At 50.4% G+C, this 15,538-nt stretch carries 13 protein-coding genes and 1 pseudogene; 8 read left to right on the top strand and 6 right to left on the bottom strand.

The window, feature by feature from the left end:
* Nucleotides 1–16: 16 nt before the first annotated feature.
* The 3 genes from C1P89_RS07095 to blr form a co-directional block, all read right to left on the bottom strand.
* Nucleotides 17–457 carry a DUF2569 domain-containing protein gene (locus tag C1P89_RS07095; protein WP_000214176.1) on the bottom strand — a complete coding sequence of 147 codons (441 nt, stop codon included), beginning with the start codon at nucleotides 455–457 and terminating at the stop codon, nucleotides 17–19.
* Nucleotides 458–542: 85 nt separating this feature from the next.
* The gene (ydgT, locus tag C1P89_RS07090; protein ID WP_000217950.1) at nucleotides 543–758 is read right to left on the bottom strand and encodes a transcription modulator YdgT; all 216 of its coding nucleotides are present in this window, start codon (nucleotides 756–758) and stop codon (nucleotides 543–545) included.
* A gap of 264 nt (nucleotides 759–1,022) precedes the next feature.
* Complete coding sequence (gene blr / locus C1P89_RS07085) at nucleotides 1,023–1,148, bottom strand: division septum protein Blr (RefSeq protein ID WP_001300888.1); 126 nt, start codon at nucleotides 1,146–1,148, stop codon at nucleotides 1,023–1,025.
* 243 nt (nucleotides 1,149–1,391) lie between these two features.
* Here blr and C1P89_RS07080 point away from each other — a divergent pair.
* A pseudogene (locus C1P89_RS07080) lies at nucleotides 1,392–2,432 on the top strand (oxidoreductase).
* 35 nt (nucleotides 2,433–2,467) lie between these two features.
* Here the strand turns inward: C1P89_RS07080 and add are convergent.
* From add to malX, 3 genes are all read right to left on the bottom strand, one after another.
* Nucleotides 2,468–3,469, bottom strand: a complete 1,002-nt coding sequence (add, locus tag C1P89_RS07075; RefSeq protein ID WP_000567513.1) for an adenosine deaminase — start codon at nucleotides 3,467–3,469, stop codon at nucleotides 2,468–2,470.
* Nucleotides 3,470–3,572: 103 nt separating this feature from the next.
* Nucleotides 3,573–4,745, bottom strand: a complete 1,173-nt coding sequence (malY, locus tag C1P89_RS07070; protein ID WP_000459410.1) for a bifunctional maltose regulon transcriptional repressor/cystathionine beta-lyase MalY — start codon at nucleotides 4,743–4,745, stop codon at nucleotides 3,573–3,575.
* A gap of 9 nt (nucleotides 4,746–4,754) precedes the next feature.
* Nucleotides 4,755–6,347, bottom strand: a complete 1,593-nt coding sequence (malX, locus tag C1P89_RS07065; protein ID WP_000125609.1) for a PTS maltose transporter subunit IICB — start codon at nucleotides 6,345–6,347, stop codon at nucleotides 4,755–4,757.
* Nucleotides 6,348–6,521: 174 nt separating this feature from the next.
* Here malX and malI point away from each other — a divergent pair, with 174 nt between their 5' ends.
* The 7 genes from malI (at nucleotide 6,522) to uidB (ending at nucleotide 15,516) form a co-directional block, all read left to right on the top strand.
* The gene (gene malI / locus C1P89_RS07060) at nucleotides 6,522–7,550 is read left to right on the top strand and encodes a mal regulon transcriptional regulator MalI (RefSeq protein WP_000179513.1); all 1,029 of its coding nucleotides are present in this window, start codon (nucleotides 6,522–6,524) and stop codon (nucleotides 7,548–7,550) included.
* 142 nt (nucleotides 7,551–7,692) lie between these two features.
* The gene (locus C1P89_RS07055; RefSeq protein WP_243666941.1) at nucleotides 7,693–9,039 is read left to right on the top strand and encodes an IS4-like element IS4 family transposase; all 1,347 of its coding nucleotides are present in this window, start codon (nucleotides 7,693–7,695) and stop codon (nucleotides 9,037–9,039) included.
* A 152-nt stretch (nucleotides 9,040–9,191) separates the two neighbouring features.
* A protein-coding gene (locus tag C1P89_RS07050; RefSeq protein ID WP_085948186.1) for an IS3-like element IS600 family transposase occupies nucleotides 9,192–10,348 on the top strand; the annotation gives its coding sequence in 2 pieces (ribosomal slippage) (nucleotides 9,192–9,441 and nucleotides 9,441–10,348; 1,158 coding nt in all).
* Complete coding sequence (gene hdhA, locus C1P89_RS07045; protein WP_049801001.1) at nucleotides 10,341–11,135, top strand: 7-alpha-hydroxysteroid dehydrogenase; 795 nt, start codon at nucleotides 10,341–10,343, stop codon at nucleotides 11,133–11,135. The genes C1P89_RS07050 and hdhA overlap by 8 nt, the downstream gene beginning before the upstream one ends.
* Nucleotides 11,136–11,355: 220 nt before the next feature.
* The gene (gene uidR / locus C1P89_RS07040; RefSeq protein ID WP_005136436.1) at nucleotides 11,356–11,946 is read left to right on the top strand and encodes a DNA-binding transcriptional regulator UidR; all 591 of its coding nucleotides are present in this window, start codon (nucleotides 11,356–11,358) and stop codon (nucleotides 11,944–11,946) included.
* A 388-nt stretch (nucleotides 11,947–12,334) separates the two neighbouring features.
* Complete coding sequence (gene uidA / locus C1P89_RS07035; RefSeq protein ID WP_000945878.1) at nucleotides 12,335–14,146, top strand: beta-glucuronidase; 1,812 nt, start codon at nucleotides 12,335–12,337, stop codon at nucleotides 14,144–14,146.
* Nucleotides 14,143–15,516 (top strand): glucuronide transporter, encoded by a 1,374-nt coding sequence (gene uidB, locus C1P89_RS07030; RefSeq protein ID WP_052973705.1) that lies wholly within the window; start codon nucleotides 14,143–14,145, stop codon nucleotides 15,514–15,516. Before uidA ends, uidB begins: the two co-directional genes overlap by 4 nt.
* Nucleotides 15,517–15,538 lie beyond the last annotated feature (22 nt).

Genomic DNA, 15,538 nt, shown 5'->3' with positions numbered 1-15,538 from the left:
GTTAACTGTAAGGTTATTACGGATTCACAAACGTCGCTTTTACCCGCGACGAGCGTTTGAAATAGGGGACGATCAATGCGGTTGCCAACAAAGTAAACAGCAACTGGCGAACGGCTATGCCATCTTCCACGGGTGAAAAAGCGAATGCTTTTACTGCCAGCAATACGGAAATAAGCAGCCAGATAATATAGTGTTTAGGAACACAACGCCGACGTTTAAAGAAAGCGATGGTCAACCACAGTGTGTAATACCACATGGCGATAGCGGTAATAAAAGAAACGCCCCATAAGATTTGTGTCGTCAGTGCTTGTCCGCCGAGCGTTTGAAATGTTTGCGGAGAAGATAACGCAGCGGTATACAGCAACAACGCCAGCGTCGTACTCAACAGAGCGACTAAAAGCCAAGCCAACGGGCCAAGCAACCAGCCTCCAATACGTTGTGGCGTTGTGGTGGTCATAGGTTCTCCAGAATAGCGACGCAAACAGGCAAATCTAATTTTAGGGGCGTTATTATAAGGCTTTTATAACCGATCGCTACTTTCTTTATTGGACATAGTGCCAGACGGACTTCGGTACCTGGCCGAGGTCAAACAAACGCCCGCCAGAAACCAGCTCTGCGCGACGGTGATCGGCAGCACGATACATATTGATCAGTTCCTGATCGTCCGTCAGGGTGTAATTAAGATGGTCGTAGAGTTTTTCCAGACTTTCGAGTGAACTGATTTTGCGAAATTTTAATAAGTAGTCCTGAACAGTCATAAAAGGTCCATAAAATAATTAATACCAAAGGGGTAGAGTGATGATAAAATTTCACCAAAAGTGAACGCTTGTGTTATTACAATAATAAGAATGCGCTGATGGCAAATATTCAGGGATGAAAAACTGCTCTGAAAAGAGTAACGCGCTTTACTATCCCTGACAATCACCAACAACATCGAACAAGATAATAAATTCCTGGTTTAATATCCGACAAGTGAAAACATGCACCCGGACGGGCAGCATGTCGCTCCACAAGTGCAGAGCTTACTTGTGTTGTACCGAAGCACTCTGTTCAGGTGGCTGATAGTTGTCAATGTGACTCGCCACGCCAAGAAGAATGACTGAAACGACAAGAACGATCCAACCTGTTAATTCAATAAGACGATTCATTACAGCCCACATCTCTCTTGATTGATCCATTAACTTCAGGGGGTAAATGTTACTTAGCAATAATAGCTCCAGCAAGATTTTTACTGAGGTTTTTGCGATATTTAGCTTTTGTCGTTGGAAAATTCGCTATTTTTTTTGACTTAAGTTAAACAACATCCCTTATTGCTGGCAGGTTATTAAACTGTTGAGCGTGGGTAAAGGATAGTGTCAAATAGCCATCATACTTCAATGAGAGGCAATGACATGAGCGACAACATCCGTGTTGGGTTGATTGGGTATGGTTATGCGAGCAAAACCTTCCATGCGCCCCTGATTGCGGGCACGCCCGGGCTGGAACTGGCGGTAATCTCCAGCAGTGATGAAACAAAAGTAAAAGCCGACTGGCCAACGGTTACGGTTGTCTCTGAGCCGAAGCATCTGTTTAACGATCCCAACATAGACCTGATTGTCATTCCTACACCCAACGATACCCATTTCCCGTTAGCCAAAGCGGCGCTTGAGGCGGGTAAACATGTGGTCGTTGATAAACCCTTTACCGTGACACTGTCACAAGCGCGAGAGCTGGATGCGCTGGCAAAAAGCCTGGGGCGTGTGCTGTCTGTATTCCATAACCGTCGTTGGGATAGCGATTTCTTGACGCTAAAAGGTTTGCTCGCGGAAGGCGTGCTGGGTGAAGTTGCTTACTTTGAGTCTCATTTTGACCGCTTCCGTCCGCAGGTGCGCGATCGTTGGCGTGAACAGGGCGGCCCAGGCAGCGGTATCTGGTACGATTTAGCACCGCATCTTCTTGATCAGGCCATTACGCTATTTGGTTTACCGGTCAGCATGACGGTAGATTTGGCACAGTTACGGCCCGGAGCGCAGTCGACCGATTATTTCCACGCCATCTTGTCCTATCCACAGCGGCGAGTCATTTTACACGGTACCATGCTGGCAGCCGCTGAGTCAGCACGGTATATCGTGCATGGATCCCGAGGCAGTTATGTGAAATATGGCCTCGATCCACAGGAAGAACGTCTGAAAAATGGCGAGCGTCTGCCGCAGGAAGACTGGGGCTACGATATGCGTGATGGCGTACTTACCCGCGTGGAAGGTGAGGAACGTGTCGAAGAAACGCTGTTGACGGTGCCTGGGAATTATCCGGCTTACTATGCGGCGATTCGTGATGCGTTAAATGGCGATGGTGAAAATCCGGTTCCGGCAAGCTAGGCAATCCAGGTAATGGAGTTGATTGAGCTGGGCATCGAATCCGCCAAACATCGCGCGACGTTGTGCCTTGCGTGAAAAATGGATGGTGCAAATTGCACCATCCATTTTTGTTACTTCGCGGCGACTTTTTCTCGCAGTGCGCGTTTTTCCTCTGCGCTGAGGAAAGCCATTTCCAGACCATTAATCTGTGCCTGGCGGATTTGCTCACGGGATAACCCAGCAGCTGGCGCGGCAACGGTATATTCGTGAATGATATCCACTCCCTGTACGCCGGGATCGTCAGTGTTAATGCTGGCACGAATGCCATGCTCAAGGAACGTTTTCAGCGGATGTGCAGCCAGCTCTGCTACGGTGCTGGTCTGAATATTGGAGGTCAGACAGGATTCAATACCAATTTGTTGCTCGGCGAGAAAATCCATCAGCGCCCGATCTTCAATGGCTTTTACGCCATGTCCAATACGCTCCGCACCCAGTTCACGAATCGCCTGCCAGATGCTTTCCGGCCCGGCAGCTTCGCCTGCATGGACGGTAATATGCCAGCCCGCATCACGCGCGCGGTTGAAGTGAGAAAGGAACAGACTTCCCGGGAATCCAAGTTCATCACCAGCTAAATCAAGTGCGGTAATCTGGTCACGGTGGGCTAAAAAGGCCTCCAGCTCTTGCTGACAGGCGGCTTCGCCGAAGGTTCGGCTCATAATGCCGATAAGCTTCGCCTGCACACCAAAGGTGCGGCAACCTTCACGTACGCCATCGATCACCGCTTCGACAACACCCGCTACAGGCAGCTGATGTGCCATTGCCATGTAGCCTGGTGAAAAACGCAGCTCGACATAGTGCAGGCCGTTACGGGCTGCATCTTCAATGTTTTCAAATGCCACGCGGCGGCAGGCATCAAGAGAGGCGAGAACTTTAACGCCCCAGTCAAGTTTGGTCAGAAAGCTCACCAGATCGGGTTCGTTGGCAATGACCTGAACGTGGGGAATCAGTGTTTCCAGGGATTGTGCAGGAAGCGAGATATTATACTGGCGGCCAAGTTCAAGAATGGTCTGGGGACGAATGTTGCCATCAAGGTGGCGATGGATATCAGTTAATGGCAGGGTGGTATCAATCATGGTCGCACTCTTTTTCTGGATATAAAAGTGCGCACCATTATAAAAACAAAGCAGGGTAAAAATCCACGATTGCGCAACGATTTTTTACGTTGCGCAATTGGGGTTAGCGAACAGCGCGGATGGCGTTTATTAATCCAGCCACACCTTTTTCCAGTTTCGAACGTGGGCAGCCGGCATTGAGACGGACAAAACCACGACCTTCTTCACCATAGGTATACCCCGGCATGATCGCGACTTTTTCTTGCTCGATAAGCGCTTTTTGCAACGCGTTGTCGTCAATATTCAACGGACGTAGATCAAGCCAGGCCAGATAAGTGGATTGCGGGATCTGCCAGTTGAGTTCAGGAAACGCGGCGTTCATTTTATCTGAGATATACGTCAGGTTATCTTTCAGATAGACGCGTAAGGCATCCAGCCACGGTGCACCTTGCTGATAGGCGGCGATATGGGCAGTTAACGCCAGTACCGAAGGGGAAGAAAGCCCATCACGTCCTTTCAGTGCCGATAAATAGGCATCACGGCTGCTGCTATTTTCTATAATCCCGTAAGCACCGGTCAGCGCGGGAATATTGAAACTTTTCGATCCCGACGTCAGCAACGCCCAGTCTCCCCGCGCCACATTACTCCAGGGAATATGCGGCTGCTCGCCCCAGACCATATCCATATGGATTTCATCGGAAATAACCCGCACATCATGACGCTCGCACAGGTCAGCCATGATCTCCAGCTCATCGCACGTCCACACTTTCCCGGTAGGATTCTGTGGGCTACACAGGAGCATAATTTTACATTCTGGTTTCGCCAAAACGGCTTCCAGCTTGCCCATATCGCAAAACCAGCCGTCAGCCTGCTTCTCTAAAGCAACGGGCATTACTGTGCGCTGGTTACCTTCAATGGCCTTGTAAAATGCGTCATAGGCGGGCGTGTGGATCACCACGCCTTCACCTGTTTCAGACCACTGACGAATCAGTTCTGAAACCATATAGATGACAGAAGGGCCATACACCACCGTCTGCGTATCAATTGCGGTGTAATGCTGGGTGGAAAACCAGTGGGCAATAGCCGCGAGAAACTCATCGTTTTTCCAGCGGCTGTAGCCAAATACGCCGTGCATCAGGCGCTGATTCAGCGCCTCGATAATGCAGGGGGCAGTGGCAAAATCCATGTCTGAAATCGTGAACGGTAACAGGTCAGCAGTGCCGAAACGGTCAGCGACATAATCCCACTGTGTACACCATGTGCCATGACGATCCACGACCTTTGAAAAATCGAACATATCTTATCCTTATGCCTGGACAGTATGCATCAGACCGGCCATTTCATCTTTTACTGACTGAACTTGTGGCCCGATAACAACCTGCAGGTTATGTTGATTAAGTTGTACTACGCCAATTGCCCGATTGTCCTTCAGTGCCTGCACATTAACAAGCGACATATCTTTCACAGACAAACGCAGACGGGTAATGCAGTTATCGAGGCTAACAATATTGTCGGCACCGCCTAAGGCTTCGAGGATTGCCGGAACGTTGTAACCTGATTTACCCGGCGCACCGGCAACGGCTTTTTCGATTGAACTGGCCACTTCGCTATCGCGCCCCGGGGTTTTCAGATTGAAGCGGGTGATAGCGAAACGGAAGATGACGTAGTAAACGACAAACCAGATTGCCGCCACCACTGGCACCATGTACCACTTGGTTGACAGACCATGCAAAATACCGAACACCACGAAGTCGATGATATTGCCGTCGGTATTACCGATGGTGACGCCGAGCACAGACATGACAGTGAAGCCGAGGCCGGTTAACAGCGCGTGGATGACATACAGAACTGGCGCCACGAACAGGAACAGGAATTCCAGCGGTTCGGTCGTGCCGCCAACGACACAGGCGATCAGGCCAGAAATCAGCAGCCCTTTAATTTTATGGCGATTTTCCGGGCGCGCGCAGTGATACATCGCTAACGCTGCACCTGGCAGACCGCCGAGAAACGCAGGCATTTTGCCTTGCGAAAGGAAACGCGTGGCGCTTTCAGAAAAACCGTGAGTGGTCGGGCAACTCAATTGCGCCTGGAAGATGGTCAATGCGCCGCTGACGGTTTGACCGCAGACTTCCTGCGTGCCGCCTGCGTCGGTAAAGCGAATTAATGCCACCAGAATGTGATGCAGACCAAACGGCAACAGCAGACGTTCACCGGTACCAAACAGCATCGGTCCGAAATCACCCGCGCTGTTTATCATATGGCCCAAGCCGCTAATACCCATCGCGAAAATCGGCCAGACTAATGGAATCACCAGGCCGACAAGGCCCATCACCAGCGAGGAGATGATTGGTACGAAGCGCGTACCGCCGAAGAATGCAAGCGCATCCGGCAGGCGGATATTATGGAATCGCTCATGCAGCATCCAGACGATAATACCGGCGATCACCGCACCGAGGATCCCGGTGTCGATCGACTGGATCCCAAGAATGCTCTGGATGTTATTGGCTTTCAGAACCGCGGCGTCCGTGGTTGGCAGAATGCCTTTATTGGTCAACCAGAAGTTTACCGCGAGGTTCATTACCGCATAACCGACGAAGCCAGCGAATGCCGCTACGCCTTTGTTTTCGCGTGCCAGACCCAGCGGGATGGCGATACAGAACATGACTGGCAGGAAACTAAAAGCAAACGAGCCAATCTTACTCATCCAGGTAAAGATAGCCTGCAACACGGGGTTGCCCAGGACCGGGATCAGGGTGATGACATCGTGGCTACTAAGAGAACTACCAATGCCGAGCATAATGCCGCAGAACGACAATAATGCCACGGGTAACATGAAGGTTTTGCCTAACTGCTGGAAGAACTCCCACAGCGTGACTTTCGGTGCTGTTTTCGCCGTCATAAAACGACTCCTCGTAGAGAACAATCTGGATTCAGTAAATTGCGCGAGAAGATAAAACGTTTTATCAAATTTTAGTGAAGCATAAATCACATTACGCAACGATAATAGCGGGTATAAGATAAATAAAAGGTAAAACGTTTTATCTGTCACATAATCAGGGAGTAGGTCATCTGCATGGCTACCGCCAAAAAAATAACCATTCATGATGTTGCGCTGGCTGCGGGCGTGTCGGTAAGTACCGTTTCGCTGGTGCTTAGTGGCAAAGGGCGAATCTCTACCGCCACAGGAGAACGCGTTAACGCCGCCATTGAAGAGCTGGGATTTGTGCGCAATCGCCAGGCGTCGGCGCTGCGCGGCGGGCAAAGCGGCGTCATTGGTTTGATCGTCCGTGATTTATCTGCGCCGTTTTACGCCGAATTGACGGCCGGATTGACGGAAGCTCTGGAAGCGCAGGGACGGATGGTTTTTTTGCTTCACGGCGGTAAAGACGGCGAGCAGCTGGCACAGCGGTTTTCACTGTTACTGAATCAGGGTGTCGATGGTGTGGTAATTGCCGGGGCTGCAGGAAGCAGCGATGACCTGCGACGGATGGCAGAAGAAAAAGCTATCCCGGTGATTTTCGCTTCCCGTGCCAGTTATCTTGATGATGTTGATACGGTTCGCCCGGACAACATGCAGGCTGCACAGTTGTTGACGGAGCATCTCATTCGCAATGGGCATCAGCGGATCGCCTGGCTGGGAGGGCAAAGTTCCTCATTAACCCGGGCAGAACGGGTGGGAGGCTATTGTGCAACTCTACTAAAATTTGGCCTGCCGTTTCACAGCGATTGGGTGCTGGAGTGCACATCCAGCCAGAAGCAAGCCGCGGAAGCTATCACGGCGCTTTTACGTCATAACCCGACCATCAGTGCTGTGGTTTGCTATAACGAAACTATTGCGATGGGGGCATGGTTTGGTTTGCTGAAAGCAGGGCGGCAAAGCGGGGAAAGCGGAGTCGATCGTTACTTTGAGCAACAAGTTTCGCTGGCGGCATTTACCGATGCGACACCAACCACACTTGATGATATACCCGTTACCTGGGCCAGCACGCCTGCGCGGGAACTTGGTACCACACTTGCGGATCGCATGATGCAAAAAATCACCCATGAAGAGACGCATTCACGCAATCTTATTATTCCCGCCCGGCTCATTGCAGCGAAATAATCCTCTCTTTATCTGCTATACCTGGTAGTGTCCTTTCCTCAAGGTTAATGATAAAAAATGTGGCACACAGGCGGTGTAATGCCGATCAGTTAAGGATCAGTTGACCGATCCAGTGGCTGTGTAAGAATCCGGAAACGCTCACTTGTTTCCGGATTTTTTTATGCACATTGGACAGGCTCTTGATCTGGTATCCCGTTACGATTCTCTGCGTAACCCACTGACTTCTCTGGGGGATTACCTCGACCCCGAACTCATCTCTCGTTGCCTTGCCGAATCAGGTACTGTAACGCTACGCAAGCGCCGTCTTCCCCTCGAAATGATGGTCTGGTGTATTGTTGGCATGGCGCTTGAGCGTAAAGAACCTCTTCACCAGATTGTGAATCGCCTGGACATCATGCTGCCGGGCAATCGCCCCTTCGTTGCCCCCAGTGCCATTATTCAGGCCCGCCAGCGCCTGGGAAGTGAGGCTGTCCGCCGCGTGTTCACGAAAACAGCGCAGCTCTGGCATAACGCCACGCCGCATCCGCACTGGTGCGGCCTGACCCTGCTGGCCATCGATGGTGTGTTCTGGCGCACACCGGATACACTAGAGAACGATGCAGCCTTCCCCCGCCAGACACATGCCGGGAACCCGGCGCTCTACCCGCAGGTCAAAATGGTCTGCCAGATGGAACTGACCAGCCATCTGCTGACGGCTGCAGCCTTCGGCACGATGAAGAACAGCGAAAATGAGCTTGCTGAGCAACTTATAGAACAAACCGGCGATAACACTCTGACGTTAATGGATAAAGGTTATTACTCACTGGGACTGTTAAATGCCTGGAGCCTGGCGGGAGAACACCGCCACTGGATGATACCTCTCAGAAAGGGAGCGCAATATGAAGAGCTCAGAAAACTGGGTAAAGGCGATCATCTGGTGAAGCTGAAAACCAGCCCGCAGGCACGAAAAAAGTGGCCGGGACTGGGAAATGAAGTGACAGCCCGCCTGCTGACCGTGACGCGCAAAGGAAAAGTCTGCCATCTGCTGACGTCGATGACGGACGCCATGCGCTTCCCCGGAGGAGAAATGGCGGATCTGTACAGTCATCGCTGGGAAATCGAACTGGGATACAGGGAGATAAAACAGACGATGCAACTGAGCAGGCTGACGCTGAGAAGTAAAAAGCCGGAGCTTGTGGAGCAAGAGCTGTGGGGTGTCTTACTGGCTTATAATCTGGTGAGATATCAGATGATTAAAATGGCGGAACATCTGAAAGGTTACTGGCCGAATCAACTGAGTTTCTCAGAATCATGCGGAATGGTGATGAGAATGCTGATGACATTGCAGGGCGCTTCACCGGGACGTATACCGGAGCTGATGCGCGATCTTGCAAGTATGGGACAACTTGTGAAATTACCGACGAGAAGGGAAAGGGCCTTCCCGAGAGTGGTAAAGGAGAGGCCCTGGAAATACCCCACAGCCCCGAAAAAGAGCCAGTCAGTTGCTTAACTGACTGGCATTACACACAGGCGGTGCCTTTTATTTTTACTGAAGTTCACAGGAGGTTTATGTGTTTAATTCTGACAACTTGAGACTCTGAGGTAGCCTGAGTTTAACGGACACTCCTTCCTGAAATAGAATGGCATCAGAAGGAGCTAATAATGAGCAGAAAAACCCAACGTTACTCTAAAGAGTTCAAAGCCGAAGCTGTCAGAACGGTTCTTGAAAATCAACTTTCGATCAGTGAAGGCGCTTCCCGATTATCTCTTCCTGAAGGCACTTTAGGACAATGGGTTACCGCCGCCAGAAAAGGGCTCGGTACTCCTGGTTCCCGCACGGTGGCTGAACTGGAATCTGAAATTCTGCAACTGCGTAAGGCGTTAAATGAAGCTCGCCTTGAGCGAGATATATTAAAAAAAGCAACAGCGTATTTTGCACAGGAGTCGCTGAAAAATACGCGTTAATCGAACAATGGCGACAACAATTTCCCATTGAAGCGATGTGTCAGGTATTTGGTGTATCCAGGAGCGGTTATTACAACTGGGTACAGCATGAACCCTCAGACAGAAAACAAAGTGATGAGCGGCTAAAACTGGAGATTAAGGTGGCACATATCCGCACTCGCGAAACATATGGAACCCGGCGGCTCCAGACGGAGCTGGCAGAGAATGGCATCATCGTTGGTCGTGACCGACTGGCACGTCTTCGTAAGGAGCTAAGGCTACGCTGTAAGCAGAAACGCAAGTTCAGAGCGACTACGAACTCGAACCACAATCTGCCAGTTGCGCCAAATCTGCTGAACCAGACGTTCGCTCCTACAGCACCAAATCAGGTCTGGGTGGCGGACCTGACGTATGTTGCCACACAGGAGGGATGGTTGTACCTCGCTGGCATCAAAGATGTTTATACGTGCGAAATTGTCGGCTACGCCATGGGAGAGCGCATGACAAAAGAGCTGACAGGTAAAGCCCTGTTTATGGCGCTCAGGAGCCAGCGCCCACCTGCCGGGCTAATCCACCACTCTGATCGAGGTTCACAGTACTGCGCATACGATTACCGGGTCATACAGGAGCAGTTTGGTCTGAAAACATCAATGTCGCGTAAAGGTAACTGTTACGACAACGCTCCGATGGAAAGCTTCTGGGGAACGCTGAAAAATGAGAGCCTGAGCCACTATCGTTTTAATAACCGGGATGAAGCCATCTCAGTAATACGGGAATACATTGAGATTTTCTACAATCGTCAGCGTCGTCACTCTCGTCTGGGGAATATCTCCCCGGCAGCCTTCAGGGAAAAATATCATCAGATGGCTGCTTAAAAAAAGAACAAATGGTAGTGTCCGCTATTGCCAGTACACCTCACTCGACGGAAAATGCGCCATCATCACAGGTGCGGGTGCAGGTATTGGTAAAGAAATCGCCATTACATTCGCGACAGCTGGCGCATCTGTGGTGGTCAGTGATATTAACGCCGACGCAGCTAACCATGTTGTAGACGAAATTCAACAACTGGGTGGTCAGGCATTTGCCTGCCGTTGTGATATTACTTCCGAACAGGAACTCTCTGCACTGGCAGACTTTGCTATCAGTAAGCTGGGTAAAGTTGATATTCTGGTTAACAACGCCGGTGGCGGTGGACCTAAACCGTTTGATATGCCAATGGCGGATTTTCGCCGTGCTTATGAACTGAATGTGTTTTCTTTTTTCCATCTGTCACAACTTGTTGCGCCAGAAATGGAAAAAAATGGCGGTGGCGTTATTCTGACCATCACTTCTATGGCGGCAGAAAATAAAAATATAAACATGACTTCCTATGCATCATCTAAAGCTGCAGCCAGTCATCTGGTCAGAAATATGGCGTTTGACCTGGGTGAAAAAAATATTCGGGTAAATGGCATTGCGCCGGGGGCAATATTAACCGATGCCCTGAAATCCGTTATTACACCAGAAATTGAACAAAAAATGTTACAGCACACGCCGATCAGACGTCTGGGCCAACCGCAAGATATTGCTAACGCAGCGCTGTTCCTTTGCTCGCCTGCTGCGAGCTGGGTAAGCGGACAAATTCTCACCGTCTCCGGTGGTGGGGTACAGGAGCTCAATTAATACACTAACGGACCGGTAAACAACCGTGCGTGTTGTTTACCGGGATAAACTCATCAACGTCTCTGCTAAATAACTGGCAGCCAAATCACGGCTATTGGTTAACCAATTTCAGAGTGAAAAGTATACGAATAGAGTGTGCCTTCGCACTATTCAACAGCAATGATAGGCGCTCACCTGACAACGCGGTAAACTAGTTATTCACGCTAACTATAATGGTTTAATGATGGATAACATGCAGACTGAAGCACAACCGACACGGACCCGGATCCTCAATGCTGCCAGAGAGATTTTTTCAGAAAATGGATTTCACAGTGCCTCGATGAAAGCCATCTGTAAATCTTGCGCCATTAGTCCCGGGACGCTCTATCACCATTTCATCTCCAAAGAAGCCTTGATTCAGGCGATTATCTTACAGGACCAGGAGAGGGCGCTGGCTCGTTTCCGGGAACCGATTAAAGGGATTCATTTTGTTGACTATATGGTCGAGTCTATTGTCTCTCTCACCCATGAAGCCTTTGGGCAACGGGCGCTGGTGGTCGAAATTATGGCGGAAGGGATGCGTAACCCACAGGTCGCCGCCATGCTTAAAAATAAGCATATGACGATCACGGAATTTGTTGCCCAGCGGATGCGTGATGCCCAGCAAAAAGGCGAGATAAGCCCAGACATCAACACGTCAATGACTTCACGTTTACTGCTGGATCTGACCTACGGTGTACTGGCCGATATCGAAGCGGAAGATCTGGCGCGTGAAGCGTCGTTTGCTCAGGGATTACGCGCGATGATTGGCGGTATCTTAACCGCATCCTGATCCTCTCATTTCGCGGGCTGGTGATAACTGTGCCCGCGTTTCATACTTTAATTTCCCTGTACAAAATACAATCTAGCCGGGATCGGAGAATTCCCCCCCAAAAATATTCACCGTAGCCATATGTCATGAGAGTTTATCGTTCCCAATATGCTCGAACGAACGTTCGGTTGCTTATTTTATGGCTTCTGTCAACGCCGTTTTAAAGATTAATGCGATCAATATCACGCTGTGGGTATTGCAGTTTTTGGTTTTTTGATCGCGGTGTCAGTTCTTTTTATTTCCATTTCTCTTCCATGGGTTTCTCACAGATAACTGTGTGCAACACAGAATTGGTTAACTAATCAGATTAAAGGTTGACCAGTATTTTTATCTTAATGAGGAGTCCCTTATGTTACGTCCTGTAGAAACCCCAACCCGTGAAATCAAAAAACTCGACGGCCTGTGGGCATTCAGTCTGGATCGCGAAAACTGTGGAATTGATCAGCGTTGGTGGGAAAGCGCGTTACAAGAAAGCCGGGCAATTGCTGTGCCAGGCAGTTTTAACGATCAGTTCGCCGATGCAGATATTCGTAATTATGCGGGCAACGTCTGGTATCAGCGCGAAGTCTTTATACCGAAAGGTTGGGCAGGCCAGCGTATCGTGCTGCGTTTCGATGCGGTCACTCATTACGGCAAAGTGTGGGTCAATAATCAGGAAGTGATGGAGCATCAGGGCGGCTATACGCCATTTGAAGCCGATGTCACGCCGTATGTTATTGCCGGGAAAAGTGTACGTATCACCGTTTGTGTGAACAACGAACTGAACTGGCAGACTATCCCGCCGGGAATGGTGATTACCGACGAAAACGGCAAGAAAAAGCAGTCTTACTTCCATGATTTCTTTAACTATGCCGGGATCCATCGCAGCGTAATGCTCTACACCACGCCGAACACCTGGGTGGACGATATCACCGTGGTGACGCATGTCGCGCAAGACTGTAACCACGCGTCTGTTGACTGGCAGGTGGTGGCCAATGGTGATGTCAGCGTTGAACTGCGTGATGCGGATCAACAGGTGGTTGCAACTGGACAAGGCACTAGCGGGACTTTGCAAGTGGTGAATCCGCACCTCTGGCAACCGGGTGAAGGTTATCTCTATGAACTGTGCGTCACAGCCAAAAGCCAGACAGAGTGTGATATCTACCCGCTTCGCGTCGGCATCCGGTCAGTGGCAGTGAAGGGCGAACAGTTCCTGATTAACCACAAACCGTTCTACTTTACTGGCTTTGGTCGTCATGAAGATGCGGACTTGCGTGGCAAAGGATTCGATAACGTGCTGATGGTGCACGACCACGCATTAATGGACTGGATTGGGGCCAACTCCTACCGTACCTCGCATTACCCTTACGCTGAAGAGATGCTCGACTGGGCAGATGAACATGGCATCGTGGTGATTGATGAAACTGCTGCTGTCGGCTTTAACCTCTCTTTAGGCATTGGTTTCGAAGCGGGCAACAAGCCGAAAGAACTGTACAGCGAAGAGGCAGTCAACGGGGAAACTCAGCAAGCGCACTTACAGGCGATTAAAGAGCTGATAGCGCGTGACAAAAACCACCCAAGCGTGGTGATGTGGAGTATTGCCAACGAACCGGATACCCGTCCGCAAGGTGCACGGGAATATTTCGCGCCACTGGCGGAAGCAACGCGTAAACTCGACCCGACGCGTCCGATCACCTGCGTCAATGTAATGTTCTGCGACGCTCACACCGATACCATCAGCGATCTCTTTGATGTGCTGTGCCTGAACCGTTATTACGGATGGTATGTCCAAAGCGGCGATTTGGAAACGGCAGAGAAGGTACTGGAAAAAGAACTTCTGGCCTGGCAGGAGAAACTGCATCAGCCGATTATCATCACCGAATACGGCGTGGATACGTTAGCCGGGCTGCACTCAATGTACACCGACATGTGGAGTGAAGAGTATCAGTGTGCATGGCTGGATATGTATCACCGCGTCTTTGATCGCGTCAGCGCCGTCGTCGGTGAACAGGTATGGAATTTCGCCGATTTTGCGACCTCGCAAGGCATATTGCGCGTTGGCGGTAACAAGAAGGGGATCTTCACCCGCGACCGCAAACCGAAGTCGGCGGCTTTTCTGCTGCAAAAACGCTGGACTGGCATGAACTTCGGTGAAAAACCGCAGCAGGGAGGCAAACAATGAATCAACAACTCTCCTGGCCCACCATCGTCGGCTACAGCCTCGGTGACGTCGCCAATAACTTCGCCTTCGCAATGGGGGTGCTCTTCCTGTTGAGTTACTACACCGACGTCGCTGGCGTCGGTGCCGCTGCGGCGGGCACCATGCTGTTACTGGTGCGGGTATTCGATGCCTTCGCCGACGTCTTTGCCGGACGAGTGGTGGACAGTGTGAATACCCGCTGGGGAAAATTCCGCCCGTTTTTACTCTTCGGTACTGCGCCGTTAATGATCTTCAGCGTGCTGGTATTCTGGGTACCGACCGACTGGAGCCATAGCCGCAAAGTAGTGTATGCATATTTGACCTACATGGGCCTCGGGCTTTGCTACAGCCTGGTGAATATTCCTTATGGTTCACTTGCTACCGCGATGACCCAACAACCACAATCCCGCGCCCGTCTGGGCGCGGCTCGTGGGATTGCCGCTTCATTGACCTTTGTCTGCCTGGCATTTCTGATAGGGCCGAGCATTAAGAACTCCAGCCCGGAAGAGATGGTGTCGGTATACCATTTCTGGACGATTGTGCTGGCGATTGCCGGAATGGTGCTTTACTTCATCTGCTTCAAATCGACGCGTGAGAATGTGGTACGTATCGTTGCGCAGCCGTCATTGAAGATCAGTTTGCAAACCCTGAAACGGAATCGCCCGCTGTTTATGTTGTGCATCGGTGCGCTGTGTGTGCTGATTTCGACCTTTGCGGTCAGCGCCTCGTCGTTGTTCTACGTGCGCTATGTGTTAAATGATACCGGGCTGTTCACTGTGCTGGTACTGGTGCAAAACCTGGTTGGTACTGTGGCATCGGCACCGCTTGTGCCGGGGATGGTCGCGAGGATCGGTAAAAAGAATACCTTCCTGATTGGCGCTTTGCTGGGAACCTGCGGTTATCTGCTATTCTTCTGGGTTTCCGTCTGGTCACTGCCGGTGGCGTTGGTTGCGTTGGCCATCGCTTCAATTGGTCAGGGCGTTACTATGACAGTGATGTGGGCACTGGAAGCTGATACCGTAGAATACGGTGAATACCTGACCGGCGTGCGAATTGAAGGGCTCACCTATTCACTATTCTCATTTACCCGTAAATGCGGTCAGGCAATCGGAGGTTCAATTCCTGCCTTTATTTTGGGGTTAAGCGGATATATTGCCAATCAGGTGCAAACGCCGGAAGTTATTATGGGCATCCGCACATCAATTGCCTTAGTACCTTGCGGATTTATGCTACTGGCATTCGTTATTATCTGGTTTTATCCGCTTACGGATAAAAAATTCAAAGAAATCGTGGTTGAAATTGATAATCGTAAAAAAGTGCAGCAGCAATTAATCAGCGATATCACTAATTAATAATCAATAAAAATAATCAGAA

It is taken from the genome of Shigella sonnei (genome assembly GCF_002950395.1).
Taxonomy (GTDB): Bacteria; Pseudomonadota; Gammaproteobacteria; order Enterobacterales; family Enterobacteriaceae; genus ECMA0423.
The sequence above is the reverse complement of the archived record's forward strand: the minus strand, read 5'-3'. Positions and strand labels throughout refer to the sequence as shown.

Excerpts from the sequence above, each read along its gene's own strand:
- uidB (WP_052973705.1), top strand. The coding sequence starts at position 14,143 with ATGAATCAACAACTCTCCTGGCCCACCATCGTCGGCTACAGCCTCGGT.
- malY (WP_000459410.1), bottom strand. The coding sequence starts at position 4,745 with ATGTTCGATTTTTCAAAGGTCGTGGATCGTCATGGCACATGGTGTACA.
- ydgT (WP_000217950.1), bottom strand. The coding sequence starts at position 758 with ATGACTGTTCAGGACTACTTATTAAAATTTCGCAAAATCAGTTCACTC.
- malX (WP_000125609.1), bottom strand. The coding sequence starts at position 6,347 with ATGACGGCGAAAACAGCACCGAAAGTCACGCTGTGGGAGTTCTTCCAG.
- add (WP_000567513.1), bottom strand. The coding sequence starts at position 3,469 with ATGATTGATACCACCCTGCCATTAACTGATATCCATCGCCACCTTGAT.
- blr (WP_001300888.1), bottom strand. The coding sequence starts at position 1,148 with ATGAATCGTCTTATTGAATTAACAGGTTGGATCGTTCTTGTCGTTTCA.
- uidR (WP_005136436.1), top strand. The coding sequence starts at position 11,356 with ATGATGGATAACATGCAGACTGAAGCACAACCGACACGGACCCGGATC.
- malI (WP_000179513.1), top strand. The coding sequence starts at position 6,522 with ATGGCTACCGCCAAAAAAATAACCATTCATGATGTTGCGCTGGCTGCG.
- uidA (WP_000945878.1), top strand. The coding sequence starts at position 12,335 with ATGTTACGTCCTGTAGAAACCCCAACCCGTGAAATCAAAAAACTCGAC.
- C1P89_RS07095 (WP_000214176.1), bottom strand. The coding sequence starts at position 457 with ATGACCACCACAACGCCACAACGTATTGGAGGCTGGTTGCTTGGCCCG.